Below are 19498 nucleotides of genomic sequence, written 5' to 3'. Positions count from 1 at the left end.
ACCGAGCTCATGGTGCGGATCCTGCTAAGCGATCGACCTTTTAGTCCTCCCGGAAATCCTTCAGAGACGCGTGGCGAAGCTTCTCTTCGCCCTTCAGGAACTTCACGCGGCCGACGAGGCCGGGCGTGAGCCATTGGGCCTTCTCCTTCGCCAAGCCCTTCGGCGGTGGAGCGCCGGCCTTTCCCTGCACGAGATCCCATAGTGCCTGCCGTTTGTCGGCCTTGAAGGTGACGAAGGCTCCGCCCATGTAGCGGCCCCGATCCGCCATCAGCACCATCGCGGGCTTGCCGCTCTCACGCTTCACCCCGATTATCTCCATTTCCTTGTCGACATAGCACTTGATCTTGCGCCAGTTCATCGTCGAGCCGCTACGGTAGACGCTGTCCAGTCGCTTCGAAACGATGCCCTCCAAACCCGCCTCGCAAGCGAGGTAATAGACAGCATCGCCATCACCCGGCAGCGCTTCGCTGAACTGAATACGGCCACCGACCGGGATCAGAGCCTGGAGGATTTCGCGCCGATCCTTCAGCGCCATGTCACGCAGATCGTGGGCGTTGACGTTCAGGAGGTCGAAGGCGACCAGATAGAGGTCTTGCGGGCGCCTGGTGATGGCCGAGCGCAGCGCGTGGAAGTCGGAGAGGCCCGCCTCGTTGGTGACAATCGTCTCGGCTTCGATGATGAAGCTTTCCGCATCGAGCGACGCGGCCTCCTCCGCGAGCGGCCGATATTTGGCCGTCCAGTCTATCCCGGTCCTGGTGTACAGGCGGATGCCGTCGGCGTCCTTGATGAGCTGGGTGCGGTAGCCGTCGAATTTGACCTCATGGGTCCACTCACCGCCTAGGGGCGGCTGCTCGACCAGTTCCGGTTCCATCGGCTTTATGAATGTCAGCCGCTCACCAACGTTACGCATGCACACATCCCGACTTCCGGGAACATTTTAGCAAAATTGAATGTTTAGTTGATTATGGCGACCATGGACACTGCGGAGTGCCGGGCAGCGCTTACCCTCATAAGGCGTACGATCGAGGAATATTGCCGCCGGGCGTGCTCCCGAGCGAAGAGATGGTCAATGGGCTTGCGGGCCGAATCTGATCCCTGAGGCAGAAGCGTTGGCAACAGCCATCGTCGCGACCGCCGAACATCTATCGGAGGCTCTCCGAACAAATCTCCGTGAGCAATAGCTGAAAGCAATCATCCACTATACTATAACCTGGTCGAGGCAATGCGATGTCGAACGTCTACGACCTTGGGACCGATCTGGTGCGTCGTATCTATGAAAAGCGCATAGATGCACCGGCGATTCTTGATGCCGGCACCCATTTTCCCAATGCGACGAAGTTTGCGGCCGCCTGGCGGAGCATTCGCGACGAAGCGCTGTCGGTGCAGTTGAACAGGGTGCCGCGTTTCCACGACATCATGCCCGAGCAGGCCGAGATCTCGGCCAATGATGGCCTCGATTGGCGCATGTTCGTGCTCAAGGCCTACGACATGACGATCCCGGAAAATCTGGCGCGGATGCCTAGCCTCAGCCGGCTGCTGTCCGAATGCCCCGAGGTTAAATCGGCGGCTGTGTCATTCCTGGCGCCACGCAAGCACATCCCGGCCCATCGCGGTCCCTTTCGCGGCATCATGAGATTTCATCTCGGCCTGGTCATCCCGAAACAGGCGGATGGCCGGCCGGCGACGATCATGATGATCAACCACGAGGAAAGGCGGATCTCCGACGGCGAGTGCATGCTGTGGGACGACACTTTCGAGCACGAGGTCATGAACAACGCCGATCAGGCGCGCATTGCCTTGCTGCTCGATGTGTGGCGTCCGGAAATGCCGCTGGACATGGAGATCCTGTCCAGACTGATCGTTCGCGGCGTGCAGGTGGGAATGCGCTACCGAGGGGTATCTTTCGCCGGTTGAAGCTTTACGCCCTCGCCTCGCGAAAGCCTCTTGCGCTGCCGCCGCGCCTGACCGGCAACATCATGTCCCTGGCGAGCAGCCCGCTGACGCGGCAGAAGGCCATGAAGGCCCGGCAAGCGTCCTCCGAGCTTGCCACATCGACCGTCGCGCCGAAGCAGGCGTTGAAGGCGGCGTCGTAGACCTTGCCCTGCCGGCGCTTCGGCCAGTTCTGCAGGAAGTCGAGCGCCTGCTCGACACTGTAGATTTCCTCGACCGGCAGGCCAGGCGCAGGCGTGATGCGCACCGGCACCTCGAATTGCAGTCTGTCCATTCCCTGTCTCCCGAACCGGCGCAGGTGCAGCAACGCCGTTCGTTCCGAAAAGTTGCTTTTTCCGCCTTCTGGCCCACGAATGTGACCTCAGTGCGGTAAGCGGTCCGGCGCTCGGGTGCGGCAGATCGGCACTCTGGTCACATCGTTTGACAGGGCGATGCACCCGCCGTCGCCCTGTCACAGGTTTCTCCATCCAGGGCGTCTACTGGTTCGCCGGATCCGTCTCCGCCTCGTAGGCCATGCGGGAGACCACCATCAGGAGATGGGCGGAAGGCAGGGCGAAGATGGCGGCTAGCACCAGCGCGGCCGTGCCTTCCATGCGAAGCGTTGCGGCAACGGCCCAATAGACGGTGCCGATGCAGATGACTGCTTGGACAGCGAGAAACAAGGCTGCCGCGGCAGCGCGCGTGAGTGTCTTGAACGTCCTGATACGTTGCATCGAGAAATGTCCAATGGACGCGCCACGCGACCGGCGGACAGCCGATAGCCGTCGCCAGCTTGCGGCGCGAAGGAATGTCTGGGGTGTGAAGGCTACGGTCGGCGACCGCGAACTCAGGCGGCTGGTGGCGCCCGAGGCTGGTTGGCGTGCGAGAACGGCGCAGCCGCAAGGACAGGCGCGATGTGCGCCTGCGCCGGCAAAGCCTGGCCGGCAACGAGGAAATCGGCAACAGAGGCGAGCGCGCCGGGATTACCGCTGACGAGCTTCATCGGCAGCGGCCGGCCGGCGCGGGCTTCGACGGCCTGCGCCTTGGCGGTGACCCTCGGCAGTGCGAGCGTTTCGCCCTGCCGCTTTGCGCTGATGCCGGCGCCGCCCGAAGCCGCCGCTATGGAAGCGGAGACTTCAGCCTGGGTGAAACCCACCAGCGCAAGCACGAGCAGCGCCATCAGGGCCGAGCATGCGGTCCTGACCGGCAGCAGCGTCGATCTTGCGCGTTCCAATGCCGTCAACGGCACAAATCTCCTCAATCCATCCCGCCCTATCTCATGGGGCAACGAAAGGAAAGCTTGCCACGACCCGCACGCGCCGACCCCTGCGCCGGCGAATATTCCGCGCGGCAAACCGGTTGAAGGCACTTCGTCCTTGAACCTTGCGGCTTCCGGTGCCAAATCTGGAGAAATTTTCCGCATCGGCTCGCGTCAGGAGCCAATCCGCGAACGGACACGAATGGTTACCTATCTCGACGCCGCGACGGCCCCCTTGAGAAACACCGGGCAGATCCGCCTTTACGGCGAGGAAGGCTTTGCCGGCATGCGCAAGGCCTGCGACCTCACCGCGCGCTGCCTCGACGAGCTTGTGCCGATGGTGAAGCCCGGCGTCACCACCGAGGCCATCGACCGCTTCGTCTTCGAGTTCGGCATGGACCAAGGCGCCCTGCCGGCGACGCTCAACTACCGCGGCTACACCAAATCGTCCTGCACCTCGATCAACCACGTCGTCTGCCACGGCATCCCCGACAACAAGCCACTGAAGGACGGCGACATCGTCAATATCGACGTCACCTATATCCTCGACGGCTGGCATGGCGATTCCTCGCGCATGTATCCGGTGGGCACGATCAAGCGCGCCGCCGAGCGGCTGCTCGAGGTGACTTACGAATGCCTGATGCGCGGCATCGCCGCCATCAAGCCCGGCGCCCGCACCGGCGCCATCGGCGCCGCCATCCAGACCTATGCCGAGGCCGAGCGCTGCTCGGTGGTGCGCGACTTCTGCGGCCACGGCGTCGGCCAGCTTTTCCACGACGCGCCGAACATCCTGCACTACGGCACCGCCAACGAAGGCGTCGAGATGCGGCCCGGCATGATCTTCACCGTCGAGCCGATGATCAATCTCGGCCGCCCGCATGTGAAGGTGCTGTCGGACGGCTGGACGGCGGTGACGCGTGATCGCTCTCTGTCGGCGCAATACGAGCACACGATCGGCGTCACCGACTCCGGCTGCGAGATCTTCACGCTCTCGCCGAAAAAGCTCGACCGGCCCGGCCTGCCGGCCTAGTTTCCTGGCCAAAGCCTGAAGGGGGAGAGGCAGGCCATGGGAAAAAACGACGACGAGCGGGCGTTCTTTTCCGAAGCCTGGGTCGAACTACCGCAGAAGCTGCAGAAAAAGACCGTAGCGGCGGAGAAGCCGCATTATCACGGCCATCGCGACCGCCTGCGCGAGCGCTTCGTCGCGGGCGGCGCGGACGCTCTGCCCGACTACGAGCTGCTCGAACTCCTGCTTTTCCGGCTCATCCCGCGCGTCGACACCAAGCCGATCGCCAAGGCGCTGATCGCACGCTTCGGCTCGCTGGCCGAAGTGCTGGGCGCGCCGGCGTCCCTGCTCGAAGAGGTGAAAGGCATCGGGCCGGCCGTGGCGACCGATCTCAAGGTTGTCGCCGCCACCGCTCAGCGCATGGCGCGCGGCGAAGTGCGCGGCCGCGAGGTGCTGTCCAACTGGACGCAGCTTCTCGACTATTGCCGCTCGGCCATGGCCTTCGAGCCCCGCGAGCAGTTCCGCATCCTGTTCCTCGACAAGAAGAACGGACTGATCGCCGACGAGGTGCAGCAGACCGGCACTGTGGACCACACGCCGGTCTATCCGCGCGAGGTGGTGAAGCGGGCGCTCGAACTTTCCGCCAGCGCCATCATCCTGGTCCACAACCACCCGTCCGGCGACCCGACGCCGTCGCGCGCCGACATCGACATGACCAAGCAGATCATCGAAACGGCGAAGCCTCTCGGCATCGCGGTGCACGACCACGTCATCATCGGCCGCAAGGGCAACGCCTCGATGAAGGGCCTGCTGCTGATCTGACGGCTGCCCGAACATGAAAGTGGGCGCCGATTTCAGGAATCATCCGACGGTCGATCTGCCTACGGCTCGACTGAGACGCGTCTATTTCGGACAAGCCGGTCAGTTCATCAAAAGAACCAGGGCGGGATGCAGCTTCTTCAAATTCGGCAATGATTTTGATTGCCAGGGGATGCCTGGCGTTCCGCGCACGACGAACCGAACATCGGGATGCTTGCGCACCTCGATGGTAAACTTCGCCAGCAGGTTGATGCCGGAAGAGTTGAGAAAGTGAAGGTCCTTCAAATCGAGCGTGATGGTTGCGGGATTTGAGGCAAGAACACTGTTCGCCAATGCCATGATCGGCGCACCGGCCTCTGAACTGGCAAGCCGCATTGCGCCGTCGAAAAAAATATCGCTTCCTTCGATCCACACGCGGTAGTCGTCCGTCTTGATTTCCATCGCTGGCTTCGTCTCATCTAGTTGTGAGTCTGCGATATCGGAATGGAGGCGTACGTTTCCAGGCAAATCCTATCGCTTTCATCAGCGGAGCTGAATATCCAGGCCAGGCGTGCGCCATAGTCGCTCATCAGCGTCAGCAATCCCAGTCCGGAGCGCGCCACGTCAGGATTCGCGGCATTCGCTTCAATTCGCTGTATCAGCAGGTCCTTGGGGTCGCCAACCGTGATATCCGCCAGGAGACTTTGGAACTCAGACGCGTTTTCACCGTCGACGTCGTTCGACACCTTGAGCTTGAAGCACTCCGAATCCATCGACGCTTCGATCACGATCTCGCCCGGTGCGCGAAACTTGACGGCATTTTCGATGAGCTCGTTGGCGAGATATCCGATGCTATGCCGTACTTCCAGGTAGTCATTGCGGGACGACTGGAAGCGCAGCGCGAAAAGATCGGCGATGAAGTCCGAGGTCGTGGCACAATGGCGCCAACTCAAGTCGAGAGGTCCGTCGAACAGCCGCAGGCGACTGACGCTCTCCTTCATCCCGATTGCGATGTCAGGGGTACCGAACAGCTCTGTCATCCTATGTATGCCTTATGATCACGAGGGTGATGTCATCGTGGATCTTTTGGACACCGATATGGGCCATCAGATCATCGATGATCCCGATCTTGATATCCTCGGCGCTCCTGCCGTGACGCTTTTGCACGCTTTGGCAGAGGCGCTCGAACCCGAACAATCTTCTGTCTTCATCTTCCGCCTCGGTCACGCCGTCGGTGTGCAGCACGATCACGTCGCCGCTCCCGAACACAATGTCACGCGTGTCGATGAACTGCGAGATGTCATTCTCCAGGCCGACCGGCAGACCCAGATCGAGCGTATCGATGCGTTCGACGTCCCCATCCGCGCGCACGACGAGAACGTCCTCATGCTGGCCGGACAGCGTTACCCGTCCGTCCTCAAAATCGAGGAAGGCCAGCGAGAGGTGCTTGTCGGTGTTCGTCCGCTCGATGTTCTTGTAGATCGCTCTGTTCAGCCGAACCAGAAACTGATGCGGATCGCCTTCGTTGGCCTCCTGCAGGGCGCGTGCAACGGATTGGACCATCAGCATCAGCACGCCGCTTTCCAGACCATGGCCGGTCACGTCGCCGATGCCGATCTTGACCCGTGATCCATTCTGCAGGACGTCGTAATAGTCCCCGCCGACCTCGTCGGCCGGCCGCATGTAGGCCGCGATCTCCAGCCCCGGTATAGCCTCGAGCTCGAATGGTTTTGGCAGAACCATCATCTGGATATGCCTGGCAACCGCGAGCTCGGCGCCGAGCCGGATGTTCTCATCCCGCAGCTTTTCGTTGAGCGCGGAAATCTCCTGATTTGCGTCGCCGAGCTCCCTGGTTCGTTCGTCGACGAGTTGCTCGAGGTTTTCCGTATGGAAGCTGATCTGCTCGGCCATTCGATTGAAGGCGACCCCTACCGCTCCAACCTCGTCGCGCGTTGGAATGCTGACGCGGACTGAATAGTCTTTGGACTGGAGCTTCTGCGCGGCGCCGGCAAGCGCCCTGAGGCCCGCTGTGATCCGCTTCGAAATCCCGAGCACGGCCGCAAAAACAATCAGAAGCGAAACGGCGATCGCGGCGACCTGAAACAGCAAGATGCGATTGGTCGCGCGGGAAATACTCTCCTGCGCGGCGAACAGGGACGCATAGATCTCGCGTTCGGGAACGACGATTCCGACCGACATCGCTTCGGACTTGATCGGTCCCGAGCTCCACAGATTGGTCGGCTTCAATCTCTTGAGGACAACAATGTAGGGTACGCGTTCGCCCTTGTTGTCGAGCATGATATGTTGAATGACACCGTCATTGTTCTGGTCGAGAGGCAGCGACGCAATCGCCGGCTGCGTGCTTCCCCGCAGGGATCTCTCCAGGCCGGTGACCCCCTGCGTGTCCGCATCGCTGGATGATGTCAGGCCGATGATCGCCTGGCCCGAAGGATTGATCGCCACCACGTTGCCGGTCGACATGGTCAGGAAGCCGAACCCGGTTTCAGCGATCTTCACGCGCTCGACGACTTCCGCGAGCTGATCGAGAGTGATGTCCGCACCCGCTACACCGGCGATACCGGTGCGATCGCGCGTCCACAGCGGGTGGAAAAAGCTGACGATCAGCTTTCCCGTGATCGCATCGGTGTAAGGCGCTGTCTGAGTGATATCGTCGGGGACCGGATGTGAGGCCGGTTCCCTGGCCCATTGCTGCCATGACCCGTAGATTCCTGGAAAGAAGAACTCCCAGAATTCCGCCTTGTTGTGGCCTGGATAGAGTCGGTCGAAGGTCTGTGCCTGGTCCGTATAGGGTACCGTCCTGAAGATCGGCCGTTCCTTTGGACCAATGTAATACATCTGCAGTTTTGGCGATCCGCTGGCCATCAGGGTCGGCGCGACGAGATCCAGAACGGTACTGTCTTCTATTTCGCGCTGAACGCCCGGCAGCGGAGTGTGGTCGGCGCCCAGCAGATAGCCCCAGACGCTTATCACGGAAGGCGCGCCCGGCAAATTCTGCGCCCAATCGCCCTTTGCGTCATAGACGACCTTCACGGAGCCGGGCGCTTGATGCGAAAGCGTTGCTCCGACCTGTTGCTGCCTGCTCGGATCGTCGATCTGGGCCTGCAGGACGCCGGCCAGCGCCTTCACGTCCCCATGAACCCGATCGAGCAGGAGGTCGGCGCTTGACGCTGTCGATTCGGCATAGGAGCGAATGTATTCCTGGTTTGCGGTCGTCAGGCCCTCACCGACTTCCGACGTGGCGTCGCGCGACAGTTTTTGAACGTTCCAAAGCGCCAGGCCACCGCTCAGCAGGAGGTCGAACAGCACGGCGCCGCCAACAACCAATACGAATTTCGCTCGAAAGGAGCGTAGGCCGAAACCCGGTGTGCGCTGAGCGTCGGCTTTCATTGCGGCCGCCGCCCCGATGCGACCCAGATCGGCCAGCCCGCATACCCCTTGGGGTGCAGCGCAGCGAAAATGTGGTCCTGGAATCCCTGCCGGAACCGTGCGACGAACTCCGGCCCATCGCCGCGTTTGGCGGCCATTTCGCCGGCATAGACATCCGACCAGGCTACAATGACGTCGGCGAAGTCCTGCGGATCGCCGTCCAGGTTGGTGACCATGAAGGTCTCGATACGAATGTCTTCGAGTCCGGCTTCAATCAGGTACCGCCGGCTCTTGGGTCCGAGCTCGACGTCCATCTCGAAATGCGCGAACAGCTTCGCCACTTCATTGTAGGTCCAGCGAATGCTTTCGGCGCGCGGCTCGCCGAGGCAATGCGAATTCTTCTCGTTGGTGATGTAGATCCGCCCGCCCGGCTTGCATATGCGGTAAAGTTCCTTGAGGATGAGTTCGGGGCGATTGAAGATTTGAAGCGAATGTCGGCAAGTGACCAAGTCGAACTGCGCTTCATCAAGCAGCATTTCCGACGCGTCGCCATAAGTATATTCGATCCCCCGGATATCGAACTCCCGCATCACCTGTCGGGCGTAATTCAGGCTGGATATGGAGTGGTCGAGGGCGACGATCCGCGATGGCTGGAACTCCTTCTGCACGAGCACGGCGAAATCGCCGATCCCGCAACAAATGTCGGCCATGACGATCCCGGGCCTCATGCCGTGTCGCGGCAAAATCTCACGCTCGTGGCGCCAGGTCATCTTTGTCTGTGTGCGCAGTATAGGAACGAACCCGCCTTCCTCTAGGAAGCCCTGCCCCGGGTAGAATTCGCTGTCATACTCCTCGACCGTGATATTCGGCTCGAGTCGGGTCAAGCGGCCGAATTTTCGCGAGGTCCAGCCGACCACGCTTGACGTGACGACGACGAATTTGAGATCGGGTCGAGCGCGACAGGCGTCGATGATGATCCTCGAAAAGGCGTAAAATGCAGCGTTGTTCATCTGCGCCAGGCGTCTGACATTGACATAGAGAACACCGCGCACACGGCCGATCGCCTCACGAAGCAACGCCAGGCTGGGCCCAAGCTCGTCGATGGCCTGAGGCCGGACCACCCCAGATATGGAGAACTCCTGGCTGTTCGCGTCATATTGCGCCTTGAAGCGCGGGAGAAGGTTGTAAGGGCTCAATGTTGCAGGCCCTCAAGCGGAAGATCCACGACAAGCTTGATCGCATCGCCTTCGGCTTCCTCGACCCTGAGTGTCGCGTTGTAGTCGACAGCCAGTTCCAGGAGTACCACCTCCCGGCTGGGCGCGAGATCGCCAGACACAGAATTGAGATATCGCTCCCTTGCCTCGGATCCCGCGACTTGCGACACGGCTTTCTCGTAGAATTGGCGCTCCTCCGGCACGCAAGGAAACGTCAGTTCGATCCTGTCCGTCGCGCCATGGCGAGATACCCTGCACGCCAGTTCGCCGTCGGCGTGGCGCGTACGAAAGGCGACTTCCAGCAATTCGTTAAAGGCAGAAGAAAAGAGATTCAAATGCCGGACCGAGTCTGATCTGTTCTGACTGATCATCCGGGCCATATATGTCGAGACATAGTCGCAGTGTTTCCAAGCGGAGACAAAAGTCTTGATTTCCATGTCGATCTGGATCATCGGCTCAAAAGTAGGCTGGCCAGCCGTGTCATGGTGAACAGATCGCATCGGCATCCTCTCCTATTCCATCCGTTTTCGAGCCCGGCGGCGCGATGATCCCTGAGACCGCAATCTGGCTGCCTCGTGATGAACCCGTTCCGCGCGACAGGAATGCGCGGTATCTGCCTCGATCGATACTACAACTCCCAACTTAACAAAGGGCGCAACGCGCTAGAGCGCCCGATCCGATTCCTCCATAGCGCGCGCTCCCTTCGGCCGGGGCCGCCTGATGAAATCGCTGGTTGCCTCGGCCGCAAGCGGCCGTCCGAGGAAATTGCCTTGCAGGCAATCGCAATTCTCCTTGATCAGCCACCGAGCCTGTCCCAACGTCTCGACCCCCTCGGCGGTCACGCTTATTCCCAGGCCGTGCGCCAGATTGATGATCGATCGCACGATCGTTTGGCTTTTGAGATCAGTCTCCAGGTCTGCAATGAAGTACTGATCGATCTTCAAAGTGTCGAACGGAAAATTCTTCAAATAGCTCAACGATGAATAGTATGTTCCAAAATCGTCGAGCGAGATTCTTATTCCCAAGACATTCAGAGTATTTAACGTGTCGAGATTGTCGATCGTCCTCTCGAGAAGAACCGTTTCGGTTATCTCGAGCTCGAGTCTTTCAGCCCGGATTCCAACCGCGTCGATGACCTGAGCGACCGTGTCTGTCAGCGAGCCACTCAGGAACTGCGCCGGCGACAGGTTAACCGCGACCGTCAGCGAAGAAGGCCACGTCAATGCCTGGCGACAGGCCTGCTCGAGCACCCACCGTCCTATGTCGTCCATCAGACCGTCGGCCTCGGCGATGGGTATGAACACGCCAGGCAGAATGATGCCGATCTCGGGGTGCCGCCACCGCAGCAGCGCTTCGAAACCGATCACCGACGAAGGAGGCCGAATGAGCGGCTGATACTCCAGATAAAGCTCTTCCCGCTCCAGCGCGGTTCGAAGGCTGCGCCTCAAATTCTCGCGTTGTTCGAGCAGGAGCAGCATCGAACGGTTGAACGTCCGAGCGCAGCCGCGTCCATCTGTCTTGGCTGCGTAAAGAGCAATGTCGGCGGCTTTCATCAGCTGCTCGCCATCGGTCCCGTGCTCCGGCCCGAAAGCAATTCCGACACTCGAGCCGACGAAGACGGGAATGCCGTTGATGACGAAAGGGTCCTTGAACGCGCTGACCAGAGATGCGGCGAGGCGTTCGGCTTCCGCGGGCTGCTCCTTGCCCAACTGGATGACAGCGAACTCATCGCCGGCATAGCGGTAGGCGGATTCGCCATCCTGCAGCGTGTCGCGGATTCGACCTGCCGCGAGCTGGAGAAGCGTGTCGCCTGCTCCATGGCCGAGCGTGTCGTTGACAGCTTTGAAGTCATCAAGGTCGATTTGCAGCAGGGCGGCTTTCGGCTTTGGTCCGCCGACGCTCGCCAGCGCTTGCTGCAGTCGCTCGCCGAATCGCCGCCGATTCTGCAGTCCGGTCAGCACGTCGTGCGTCGCCTGATGGAGCAGAACCACATGTTCCTGCTCCTCCGCCGCGCTGCGCTCTCCCTGCCCCCGCGATTCGATGATTCCCACACCATTTGCGGTGCCGAAGACGTAGACCGACCGGGGCGCTTCGCCCGACGACCGCGGCAAGTCGATGCTCGCCGGGGAGCCGCCCTGGAACACCCGAAGAAATTCGTCGCGACACCGCGCATCGAGGAAGCTCGGGTAGATCTCCCACACGGCGGCGCCGTGCGCCACCGCGCCTCCGTACAGGCCTTTGAGCCTGGCTGCGTAGTGCGTTAGGCGAAAGTCGCGATCATAGAACGACAGAAGTTCGGTCGTATTCGCCAAAAGGTCAACGAGAAGCGCTTCGCCCGCACGTGAAACATCGCTCGAGGAAGACCCCTCTCTGTCCGTGCCGACGCCTGATGCCTCTGGGCGCAAAAACCACCTCCATAGGCGGTGCAAATTAGCGTCCCCCAGATTAGAAATAGCATAAGGAACAAGCTTGGCAAACTTTCAACTCGCCGTTTCAACAAGCGCCGCCTATGCCGTAATTGCAGTGCACGCTCCGCTGCTATTGGCGGCAAGTTATCCACACGATGGACGTTCATTGATCGTTAATAAATCGAAAATTGACAGATAATTTGCGCCGCGCCGATCGTGATTCGAAATATTGCGACGCACAGGACCGAGCGACGTTCGCGAGGCCGGGTTCGATCAAAGACCCGGCGATTCGATATCGGTCTTTCTCGAATATCTGGTTTCCAGCCACGTTTTCGACGGTCCGCTCCTGTAGGGGCTGTCGGCGCGTTTCGAGATGACGCCACCGCGCCCTGTCTTCTCGATGACGCGAAAGATAGCCAGCGCATCGCCCTCAAAATGCTCGCCGTATTGGATCTTGCCGACGCCAGGCTCAACCAGTTGCCGCAGCGCGTGCTTGCGCTGCAGCAAGGGCAAGGGGCCAAGATTGCGACCGTCGAGATGCAGGATGTCGAACGCGACGAACACCAGACGGCTCGGCTCGTTCCAGATCGCGGCTTCCAGCGCAAGGGAATCGGGTGCACCCCGCTCGCCTGACACAATCACCTCGCCGTCGAGAATGGCAGCCCGGCATGGCAGGTCGACCGCCAGCGCGATGGGCCAATATTTTGTCGTCCAGTCACGGCCGTTCTTGCTGTAGAGACGCACGCCACCTTTATCGATGATGATCTGCGTCCGGTACCCGTCGAGCTTGGCCTCATGAACCCACCCCTGATCCTGGGGCGGCTGCTCGACAAGAGTTGGCATCTGCGGCGGAATGAACTCCAGCCGGTCGCCGTCCAGCTTGTCGCGCTTACCCAACTACGCCACCATCTTTGACGGATAGCGGCGGCGCGAGCGGCACAGGCAATCCGGTGTCCCCCAACTTGGACACCTGCCGCCTGTGCCGAGCCCCCACTAGCCATTTTGCGACGAAATGAACACCAGCCGGCCGTCGCCCCGGCCTTTGGCACGCTTACTCAACTGCGCCGCTACCTTTGACGTCTGGCGGTGAGCGGCACAGGCGATCCGATGCCCCCCAACTCGGACACTTGCCGCCTGTGCCGAGCCCCCACTAAGCCATCGGGCCCCCACTAAGCCATTCTGCGACGGAATGAACTCCAACCGGCCGCCGCCGGCCTTGGTACGCTAACTCAACTACGCCACTATCTTTGACGGATAGCGGTGGCGCGATCGGCACAGGCGGTGTGATATTCCCCCCAACTTGGAAACCTGCCGCCTGTGCCGAGCCCCCCGCTAAAGTCATCGCGAACTTCTACGAATAAGGTCGCATTGTCGTTAGCTGCGCATCCAAATACTTGTCCCGGCGTACATATCTCCATATCGGCGCGGCATCGCTCTGAAGGCTTGCGCTATTTCGGGGGGCCGTCAGTCCCGCAGCCGCCTTGCCCAGAAGCGGATTGCCGCCGGCACCCGGCAGACTTGGGCGCATTTCGATGAACATCGCTGATCTCGATCGGGCCGACGCTGTGCTCAGCTTCCAAGCGCCTTGAGCCATCCTTCAAAGGACGAGGCCTTCTCGTGCTCGCCAAGCGAAACAGAGTGGGCGGGGCGCGGCAACACCATCGTCCGGCGGCCTTCTCGGGGGCTGTAACCGAACTCTTTGCTGAATGCTCGGCTGAAATTAGCTGCTGAACTGAACCCAAACGCCTCCGCAATTTGAACAATACGCCGGCTGTCCGTCGGATCGCTGAGCGCAACATGGGCTGCCAAAAGTCGGCGGCTTTGAATGTAATGGAGCACACCACCGCTCGGTTCGAACAGTTGGTAGAGACGGGACCGCGAAACACCGAGCGCCCGGCACATTGAATCCGGCGTCAGGCGAGCCGCGTCCAGGTTGTTTTGAACGTACCGACGCGCCCGCTCCATCAGCGCGACACTCGCCAGCTGTTCGGCCGCAGCGGCATGTTCAGCCGGAGGCGCGAGGCAAGCAATGATCATGCTGCGCGTCGCGTGTACGATGCGGGGCAGGTCGTCCGCTGTGAGGCTGCGCAGTCTTGTTGCGATGCTGTCGACGTAGTCGATCAAGAGATCGGCAAAATTGCCGGAAAGGATCGAATTGTTGTTTGCGTCGAGGGTTGCGGCCGCATCGGCGAACAAATCGCGCGGCAAATAGAGAAAGAGACCTTCGGATTCCGTCGCCCTCCCGCGAAACGGGTAGCCGAGCGACCTGATCTCCAGTTTGCCAGGCTGTGCCTCCGCGACGCGGCGATTGACCTCCGTCCATGACCGGCCGCTATGCGGCAGCACGACATACCAGTGGTCGATCGAACTGGACCGAAGCTTGGCGGCGGAACGGATGTAGCTGTGCGCCGGCACCTGCTGCTCGACGATCAGCATGCCGCCAAGATTCCAAGCCGTGTGGGCCGCGGGGAAGCCGTCCTCCGGCGACTTGTTATCCGGCAAGCTGATCTCGACAAGCGGCGCTACATGCGCTTGCCAAGCAGCGAATTGATCCTTTGGCGCCAGTTCGTGCGTTGAAAAGCACAACGGTTCCAGCGCCGGCGCGATTGGCGGGGCCACCTCGTTGTGAGGTTGAACGTCGCGCGGCCAACGACGACGCTCACGCTCCGGCCCCAGCCCGGTATGCGCCTCGTCTTGCTCCTTAGCGTCCATCGCGCGTGGTGCCATATCCGAATCCGGTATGCCCATGCCCCCGCAATCATGTGGTGTATCCAGGGTATCTGGCAAGCCTGTCGACCGCATCGTCGATCACGCTGGGTTACAACAAGAAATGCATCCCGAGATAAGTTTCTGGATGCGAGGCTAACGACACACTTCAGGCTGGTGCCTATAGATTCCGACATCGTCAAAACGACGTTGAGGAGACCACGAAATGAACGAAAAGCTCAAAGGAGAAGCGCGCCGCAAGATAATTCTTGATGGATACGTGAATAACGAACCACTGAAAGATATTGCGGCAAAGATCGGATGCTCACTGGCGAGTTTGAAAGTCAGCGCCAGCAAACTTGGCTGCACTCGAACTCCAAAAGAAGCGGCTGACTTTCGACGCGGCTTCAGCATACCGGAAAACAAGCGGCAGGACTATCACCAGCTTATGACAGCCGGGCAATATAGATCTCGCGAATGCGCACAGATTTTGGAATTATTGACAACGCAAGCGCCGATCATGGAGTAACATTACTAGAAGGCTGTGGACAACATCGTTCAAGCCTCGGTGATAAAGGCCCGCCGCGGAGAACGGCCGGCGGGCCCGGAAAGGTTCGCTCAAATGCTGCGTCGCCGTTTCAATCGCACCTGTCTTAGCCCTCTCGATCTGGCTGTTTGCGAACGCGTGTTCAATCAGGTCTGCGCGGATGAACAGCTCGATCCCTTGGACCCGGACGCCGAAATCTTGGCGGTATTGGTTGTGGCCATTTTTCGCAATGCTCACACCAACGAGCGCGAACTGCTGGAGGCGGTCAAAGCTCGCCGACAAATGGCCACGGCAGCCGCGCGGATGCCTAAAATTACCAATTGATCACCCGCCTGCGTCATCAAGCCGGGCCATTTCGCCGCTCTCATCATCGGCCGCAAGCCCAGTGCGCCTGACACCGTGGGCTGAGATACGAAGAGGCGGCGAGGTTCCCCGACCGTGCTGCGTTCCTCGATTGCGGCTACAAGCGTTCGCAGCAAGTTGAGGTCAAGAGAGACGTGATTGCTCATGTTTCGATCTTGACGATGTCACATGCACAACACCATCAATCGGAACGCGGCTGCGCTACCGGTGCGAACCGCAAATATCGACGGGCGATAAGAAACGGCTCGATCCGCCGTCGCAGCCGTCGCGATCTCAAGGCGGCAGCCGACTCGATCGTTGCGCGGAGAATGGCAACACCGGCACGAAGGGCTGCTGCCGATCCAAAGCGGTATACCGCTCCCGGCGGTTCGAAAAGTTACTTTTCCACCGGCAAGTAGTCGGCTCTGGAATTTCAACCACAAATCACGCTAAGATGATCCTGGCATCCGCCGGGACGGCTTCGCGCCCCCTCGGAATGCCGGGAGGACGGGACATGGCCATTGCGCTTGTACTCGTGTTGATCGTCGTGGGCTCGGTGTTGTTCCACTTCCTGAGCCCATGGTGGTGGACGCCGATTGCGTCGAACTGGGACTATATCGACAACACCATCATCATCAGCTTCTGGATCACCGGCGTCGTCTTCTCCGCCGTTGTGCTTTTCATGGCCTATTGCGTGTTCCGCTTCCGCCATCGCGAGGGCAACCACGCCGCCTACGAGCCCGAGAACAAGCGGCTCGAATCGTGGCTGACGGTCGGCACCGCGGTTGGCGTCACCGCCTTGCTGGTCCCTGGCCTGTTCGTCTGGAGCCGCTTTGTCAACGTTCCCACTGGGGCGGCCGATATCGAGGTTGTTGCCCAGCAATGGCAATGGAGCTTCCGCCTGCCCGGCAAGGACGGCAAGCTCGGCACGTCCGACACCCGCGACGTATCGGCTGAAAATCCGCTCGGCATCGCACCCGGCGACCCCAACGGCCAGGACGATATCGTGGTCGAGGCGGCGGACCTGCACCTGCCGGTCGGCAAGCCGGTCAAGGTGCTGTTGCGCTCGATCGACGTGCTGCACGATTTCTACATCCCGGAATTCCGCGCCAAGATGGACATGATCCCGGGTTCAGTCACCTATTTCTGGTTCACCCCTACCAGGACCGGCACCTTCCAGGTCCTGTGCGCCGAGCTGTGCGGCCAGGGACACCCGCTGATGCATGGTGTGGTCGTGGTCGACACCGAGCAGGACTATTCGGCCTGGGTCGGCCAGCAGCAGACCTTTGCGCAATTGTCGGCGCCCAAGCAAACGGGCTCGGCGAGCCAACCGACAGGAAAGACGATGGCGTCCGCTTTGGACGTCGCGGCAAAACTCGAAACGCTCGAGGCCCGCTGAACACGGCACGGAGGTGCTCCGATGGTCGACGTCACACCGGCAGATGCCGTCCCCCCCGCCGAAGTCGGGGAGGTGGAACTCTACCATCCGCACAGCTGGTGGACGAAATACGTCTTCTCGCAGGACGCCAAGGTCATTGCCATCCAGTATTCGGCGACGGCAACGGCGATCGGCCTTGTGGCGCTGGTGCTGTCCTGGCTGATGCGCCTGCAGCTCGGCTTCCCCGGCACCTTCGATTTCATCACCCCGGAAGCCTATTACCAGTTCATCACCATGCACGGCATGATCATGGTGATCTACCTGCTCACCGCGCTCTTCCTCGGCGGCTTCGGCAACTACCTCATCCCGCTGATGGTCGGTGCCCGCGACATGGTTTTTCCCTATGTCAACATGCTGAGCTACTGGGTCTATCTGCTCGCGGTGCTGGTGCTGGTGTCGAGCTTCTTTGCCCCGGGCGGACCGACCGGCGCCGGCTGGACGCTTTATCCGCCGCAGGCGATCATGACCGGCACGCCGGGCGGCCAGGACTGGGGCATCATCCTAATGCTCTCCTCGCTCATCCTGTTCATCATCGGCTTCACCATGGGCGGCCTGAACTATGTGGTGACGGTGCTGCAGGGCCGCACCCGCGGCATGACCTTGATGCGCCTGCCGCTCACCGTCTGGGGCATCTTCACCGCCACCGTCATGGCCCTGCTCGCCTTCCCGGCGCTGTTCGTCGCTTGCGTGATGATGCTGCTCGACCGTGCGCTCGGCACTTCCTTCTTCATGCCGGCGATCGTCGAGATGGGCGAGCAGTTGCAGCACAATGGCGGCAGCCCGATCCTGTTCCAGCATTTGTTCTGGTTCTTCGGCCACCCGGAAGTCTACATCGTGGCGCTGCCGGCCTTCGGCATCGTCTCCGACCTTATCAGCACTCATGCGCGCAAGAACATCTTCGGCTACCGCATGATGGTCTGGGCCATCGTCGCCATCGGCGCGCTGAGCTTCGTGGTCTGGGCGCACCACATGTATGTCAGCGGCATGCACCCCTATTTCGGCTTCTTCTTCGCCACCACCACCTTGATCATCGCGGTGCCGACCGCGATCAAGGTCTATAACTGGGTGCTGACGCTCTGGCGCGGCGACATCCACCTCACCATCCCCATGCTATTCGCGCTCGCCTTCATCGTCACCTTCGTCAATGGCGGCCTGACGGGCCTGTTCCTGGGCAACGTCGTCGTCGACGTGCCGCTTTCCGACACGATGTTCGTCGTCGCCCATTTCCACATGGTCATGGGCGTCGCACCGATCCTGGTCATCTTCGGCGCGATCTATCACTGGTATCCGAAGGTCACCGGACGGATGCTCGACGAGACGCTCGGCCGCTTCCATTTCTGGGTGACCTTCCTCGGCGCCTATCTGATCTTCTTCCCCATGCACTATCTCGGCCTGATGGGCATCCCGCGGCGCTACGCCGAACTGACCGACATGACCATCATGACGGAGTCGGCCCACCACCTGAACTCGTTCATCTCCATCGTGGCCTTCATCGTCGGCTTCGCCCAGATGGTGTTTCTGTTCAACCTGATCTGGAGTATCCGCCACGGCCGCGAGGCCGGCGGCAATCCGTGGCGGGCAACGACGCTCGAATGGCAGACGCCCCATACGCCGCCGGCGCACGGCAATTTCGGCAAGGAGCTGCCGATCGTCTATCGCTGGGCCTATGACTACAGCGTGCCGGGCGCCAAGGAGGACTTCATCCCGCAGAACGTGCCCGGCTCCTTCGGCCTCGGCCCTTCCAGGGAGCCAGCATGAGCGTCATCTTGGTCTTCTTGGCTGTGATCGCAGGCTTTGCCGGGTGGTGGCTTTCGCACCAGCGGCTGACCGCGAAGCCGTGGCTCGAGCAAGGCCTGGCGGGGGATTTCGTCGGTCTCGATCGGTCGGCCCTCCCCACCGCCAAGATCGGCCTCGGCGTCTTCCTCGCTGTCGTCGGCTGCCTGTTCTCGCTCTTCACCAGCGCCTACTTCATGCGCATGGGCCTGCCGGACTGGCAGCCCCTGCCGTTGCCGCGCCTGCTCTGGCTGAACACCGGCGTGCTGATGCTGAGCAGCGTCGCGCTGCAATGTGCCGTGGTCGCCGCGCGCAGAGGCCAGCCGGACATGGTCAGGCTCGGTCTTGCAACGGCCGGACTGACCGCCCTCGCCTTCCTTGCCGGCCAGTTGATGGCCTGGCGGCAACTGACGGAAGACGGCTACCTCTTGGCCTCCAATCCGGCCAACAGCTTCTTCTATCTGATCACCGCAATGCATGGCCTGCACATACTGGGCGGCCTGGTCGGCCTCGGCAGGACGAGCGCGGCCGCCTGGAACGGAGCGCGTCCGGAGCGGCTCAGCCTCAGCGTCGAGCTCTGCGCCATGTATTGGCATTTCCTGCTTTTCGTCTGGCTCTGCATCTTCGCCGTTCTGGCCGGCTGGGCGGCGACGTTCGTGAGCATTTGCCAACTGCTGCTGACCTAGGAGACT

The 19498-nt window shown here is 61.0% G+C and carries 20 protein-coding genes; 8 read left to right on the top strand and 12 right to left on the bottom strand.

Going from position 1 to position 19498, the window contains the following annotated elements:
* Nucleotides 1–40 precede the first annotated feature (40 nt).
* Nucleotides 41–910 carry an ATP-dependent DNA ligase gene (locus EJ067_RS30430; protein ID WP_126088810.1) on the bottom strand — a complete coding sequence of 290 codons (870 nt, stop codon included), beginning with the start codon at nucleotides 908–910 and terminating at the stop codon, nucleotides 41–43.
* 317 nt (nucleotides 911–1227) lie between these two features.
* Here EJ067_RS30430 and EJ067_RS30420 point away from each other — a divergent pair, with 317 nt between their 5' ends.
* On the top strand, nucleotides 1228–1914 hold the full coding sequence (locus EJ067_RS30420; RefSeq protein ID WP_126088809.1) for an aspartyl/asparaginyl beta-hydroxylase domain-containing protein: 687 nt from the start codon (nucleotides 1228–1230) through the stop codon (nucleotides 1912–1914).
* 4 nt (nucleotides 1915–1918) lie between these two features.
* Here the strand turns inward: EJ067_RS30420 and EJ067_RS30415 are convergent, their stop codons facing one another.
* The 3 genes from EJ067_RS30415 to EJ067_RS30405 all read right to left on the bottom strand — a co-directional run bounded on the left by EJ067_RS30415 (nucleotide 1919) and on the right by EJ067_RS30405 (nucleotide 3172).
* Nucleotides 1919–2224 carry a DUF982 domain-containing protein gene (locus EJ067_RS30415; protein ID WP_126088808.1) on the bottom strand — a complete coding sequence of 102 codons (306 nt, stop codon included), beginning with the start codon at nucleotides 2222–2224 and terminating at the stop codon, nucleotides 1919–1921.
* A gap of 202 nt (nucleotides 2225–2426) precedes the next feature.
* Nucleotides 2427–2663 carry a hypothetical protein gene (locus tag EJ067_RS30410; protein ID WP_126088807.1) on the bottom strand — a complete coding sequence of 79 codons (237 nt, stop codon included), beginning with the start codon at nucleotides 2661–2663 and terminating at the stop codon, nucleotides 2427–2429.
* 113 nt (nucleotides 2664–2776) lie between these two features.
* Nucleotides 2777–3172, bottom strand: coding sequence for a hypothetical protein (locus EJ067_RS30405; protein ID WP_245468088.1), 396 nt, complete (start codon nucleotides 3170–3172; stop codon nucleotides 2777–2779).
* 217 nt (nucleotides 3173–3389) lie between these two features.
* Here EJ067_RS30405 and map point away from each other — a divergent pair, with 217 nt between their 5' ends.
* Both map and radC read left to right on the top strand, forming a co-directional pair.
* Nucleotides 3390–4217, top strand: coding sequence for a type I methionyl aminopeptidase (gene map, locus EJ067_RS30400; RefSeq protein ID WP_126088806.1), 828 nt, complete (start codon nucleotides 3390–3392; stop codon nucleotides 4215–4217).
* Nucleotides 4218–4253: 36 nt separating this feature from the next.
* On the top strand, nucleotides 4254–5015 hold the full coding sequence (radC, locus tag EJ067_RS30395; protein ID WP_126088805.1) for a DNA repair protein RadC: 762 nt from the start codon (nucleotides 4254–4256) through the stop codon (nucleotides 5013–5015).
* Nucleotides 5016–5114: 99 nt separating this feature from the next.
* Here radC and EJ067_RS30390 read toward each other — a convergent pair whose 3' ends face one another.
* The 8 genes from EJ067_RS30390 to EJ067_RS30355 form a co-directional block, all read right to left on the bottom strand.
* Entirely contained in the window at nucleotides 5115–5453 is a 339-nt protein-coding gene (locus EJ067_RS30390) for a hypothetical protein (protein WP_126088804.1), read from the bottom strand.
* A gap of 17 nt (nucleotides 5454–5470) precedes the next feature.
* Complete coding sequence (locus tag EJ067_RS30385) at nucleotides 5471–6031, bottom strand: ATP-binding protein (RefSeq protein WP_189510178.1); 561 nt, start codon at nucleotides 6029–6031, stop codon at nucleotides 5471–5473.
* Nucleotide 6032: 1 nt separating this feature from the next.
* Complete coding sequence (locus tag EJ067_RS30380; protein WP_126088803.1) at nucleotides 6033–8399, bottom strand: SpoIIE family protein phosphatase; 2367 nt, start codon at nucleotides 8397–8399, stop codon at nucleotides 6033–6035.
* On the bottom strand, nucleotides 8396–9574 hold the full coding sequence (locus tag EJ067_RS30375) for a class I SAM-dependent methyltransferase (protein ID WP_126088802.1): 1179 nt from the start codon (nucleotides 9572–9574) through the stop codon (nucleotides 8396–8398). The genes EJ067_RS30380 and EJ067_RS30375 overlap by 4 nt, the downstream gene beginning before the upstream one ends.
* Nucleotides 9571–10092, bottom strand: coding sequence for a ubiquinone biosynthesis methyltransferase UbiE (locus EJ067_RS30370; RefSeq protein ID WP_126088801.1), 522 nt, complete (start codon nucleotides 10090–10092; stop codon nucleotides 9571–9573). Before EJ067_RS30370 ends, EJ067_RS30375 begins: the two co-directional genes overlap by 4 nt.
* Before the next feature lie 162 nt (nucleotides 10093–10254).
* Nucleotides 10255–11904 carry a bifunctional diguanylate cyclase/phosphodiesterase gene (locus tag EJ067_RS30365; RefSeq protein WP_126089802.1) on the bottom strand — a complete coding sequence of 550 codons (1650 nt, stop codon included), beginning with the start codon at nucleotides 11902–11904 and terminating at the stop codon, nucleotides 10255–10257.
* A gap of 369 nt (nucleotides 11905–12273) precedes the next feature.
* Nucleotides 12274–12897: a DNA ligase gene (locus EJ067_RS30360; protein ID WP_126088800.1), complete on the bottom strand. Its 624-nt coding sequence runs from the start codon at nucleotides 12895–12897 to the stop codon at nucleotides 12274–12276.
* A 672-nt stretch (nucleotides 12898–13569) separates the two neighbouring features.
* Nucleotides 13570–14727 carry an AraC family transcriptional regulator gene (locus EJ067_RS30355; RefSeq protein WP_245468086.1) on the bottom strand — a complete coding sequence of 386 codons (1158 nt, stop codon included), beginning with the start codon at nucleotides 14725–14727 and terminating at the stop codon, nucleotides 13570–13572.
* Nucleotides 14728–14932: 205 nt separating this feature from the next.
* Between EJ067_RS30355 and EJ067_RS30350 the strand changes: the two genes are divergently transcribed.
* From EJ067_RS30350 to EJ067_RS30330, 5 genes are all read left to right on the top strand, one after another.
* A complete protein-coding gene (locus tag EJ067_RS30350; protein ID WP_126088799.1) occupies nucleotides 14933–15235 on the top strand; it encodes a hypothetical protein in 303 nt (100 codons plus the stop codon).
* A gap of 15 nt (nucleotides 15236–15250) precedes the next feature.
* Nucleotides 15251–15577 carry a hypothetical protein gene (locus EJ067_RS30345; RefSeq protein ID WP_126088798.1) on the top strand — a complete coding sequence of 109 codons (327 nt, stop codon included), beginning with the start codon at nucleotides 15251–15253 and terminating at the stop codon, nucleotides 15575–15577.
* 532 nt (nucleotides 15578–16109) lie between these two features.
* Complete coding sequence (locus EJ067_RS30340) at nucleotides 16110–16994, top strand: cytochrome c oxidase subunit II (protein ID WP_126088797.1); 885 nt, start codon at nucleotides 16110–16112, stop codon at nucleotides 16992–16994.
* A 21-nt stretch (nucleotides 16995–17015) separates the two neighbouring features.
* A complete protein-coding gene (ctaD, locus tag EJ067_RS30335) occupies nucleotides 17016–18791 on the top strand; it encodes a cytochrome c oxidase subunit I (protein WP_126088796.1) in 1776 nt (591 codons plus the stop codon).
* The gene (locus EJ067_RS30330) at nucleotides 18788–19492 is read left to right on the top strand and encodes a cytochrome c oxidase subunit 3 (protein ID WP_126088795.1); all 705 of its coding nucleotides are present in this window, start codon (nucleotides 18788–18790) and stop codon (nucleotides 19490–19492) included. The genes ctaD and EJ067_RS30330 overlap by 4 nt, the downstream gene beginning before the upstream one ends.
* Nucleotides 19493–19498 lie beyond the last annotated feature (6 nt).

Source organism: Mesorhizobium sp. M1D.F.Ca.ET.043.01.1.1, assembly GCF_003952385.1.
Classification (GTDB): domain Bacteria; phylum Pseudomonadota; class Alphaproteobacteria; order Rhizobiales; family Rhizobiaceae; genus Mesorhizobium.
The sequence above is the reverse complement of the archived record's forward strand: the minus strand, read 5'-3'. Positions and strand labels throughout refer to the sequence as shown.

What these genes read in the sequence shown, in the direction of transcription:
- EJ067_RS30430 (WP_126088810.1), bottom strand. Translation starts at nt 910, where the DNA reads ATGCGTAACGTTGGTGAGCGGCTGACATTCATAAAGCCGATGGAACCG.
- EJ067_RS30420 (WP_126088809.1), top strand. Translation starts at nt 1,228, where the DNA reads ATGTCGAACGTCTACGACCTTGGGACCGATCTGGTGCGTCGTATCTAT.
- EJ067_RS30370 (WP_126088801.1), bottom strand. Translation starts at nt 10,092, where the DNA reads ATGCGATCTGTTCACCATGACACGGCTGGCCAGCCTACTTTTGAGCCG.
- ctaD (WP_126088796.1), top strand. Translation starts at nt 17,016, where the DNA reads ATGGTCGACGTCACACCGGCAGATGCCGTCCCCCCCGCCGAAGTCGGG.
- map (WP_126088806.1), top strand. Translation starts at nt 3,390, where the DNA reads ATGGTTACCTATCTCGACGCCGCGACGGCCCCCTTGAGAAACACCGGG.
- EJ067_RS30390 (WP_126088804.1), bottom strand. Translation starts at nt 5,453, where the DNA reads ATGGAAATCAAGACGGACGACTACCGCGTGTGGATCGAAGGAAGCGAT.
- EJ067_RS30385 (WP_189510178.1), bottom strand. Translation starts at nt 6,031, where the DNA reads ATGACAGAGCTGTTCGGTACCCCTGACATCGCAATCGGGATGAAGGAG.
- EJ067_RS30380 (WP_126088803.1), bottom strand. Translation starts at nt 8,399, where the DNA reads ATGAAAGCCGACGCTCAGCGCACACCGGGTTTCGGCCTACGCTCCTTT.
- EJ067_RS30330 (WP_126088795.1), top strand. Translation starts at nt 18,788, where the DNA reads ATGAGCGTCATCTTGGTCTTCTTGGCTGTGATCGCAGGCTTTGCCGGG.
- EJ067_RS30340 (WP_126088797.1), top strand. Translation starts at nt 16,110, where the DNA reads ATGGCCATTGCGCTTGTACTCGTGTTGATCGTCGTGGGCTCGGTGTTG.
- EJ067_RS30415 (WP_126088808.1), bottom strand. Translation starts at nt 2,224, where the DNA reads ATGGACAGACTGCAATTCGAGGTGCCGGTGCGCATCACGCCTGCGCCT.
- EJ067_RS30410 (WP_126088807.1), bottom strand. Translation starts at nt 2,663, where the DNA reads ATGCAACGTATCAGGACGTTCAAGACACTCACGCGCGCTGCCGCGGCA.
- EJ067_RS30350 (WP_126088799.1), top strand. Translation starts at nt 14,933, where the DNA reads ATGAACGAAAAGCTCAAAGGAGAAGCGCGCCGCAAGATAATTCTTGAT.
- EJ067_RS30355 (WP_245468086.1), bottom strand. Translation starts at nt 14,727, where the DNA reads ATGGCACCACGCGCGATGGACGCTAAGGAGCAAGACGAGGCGCATACC.
- radC (WP_126088805.1), top strand. Translation starts at nt 4,254, where the DNA reads ATGGGAAAAAACGACGACGAGCGGGCGTTCTTTTCCGAAGCCTGGGTC.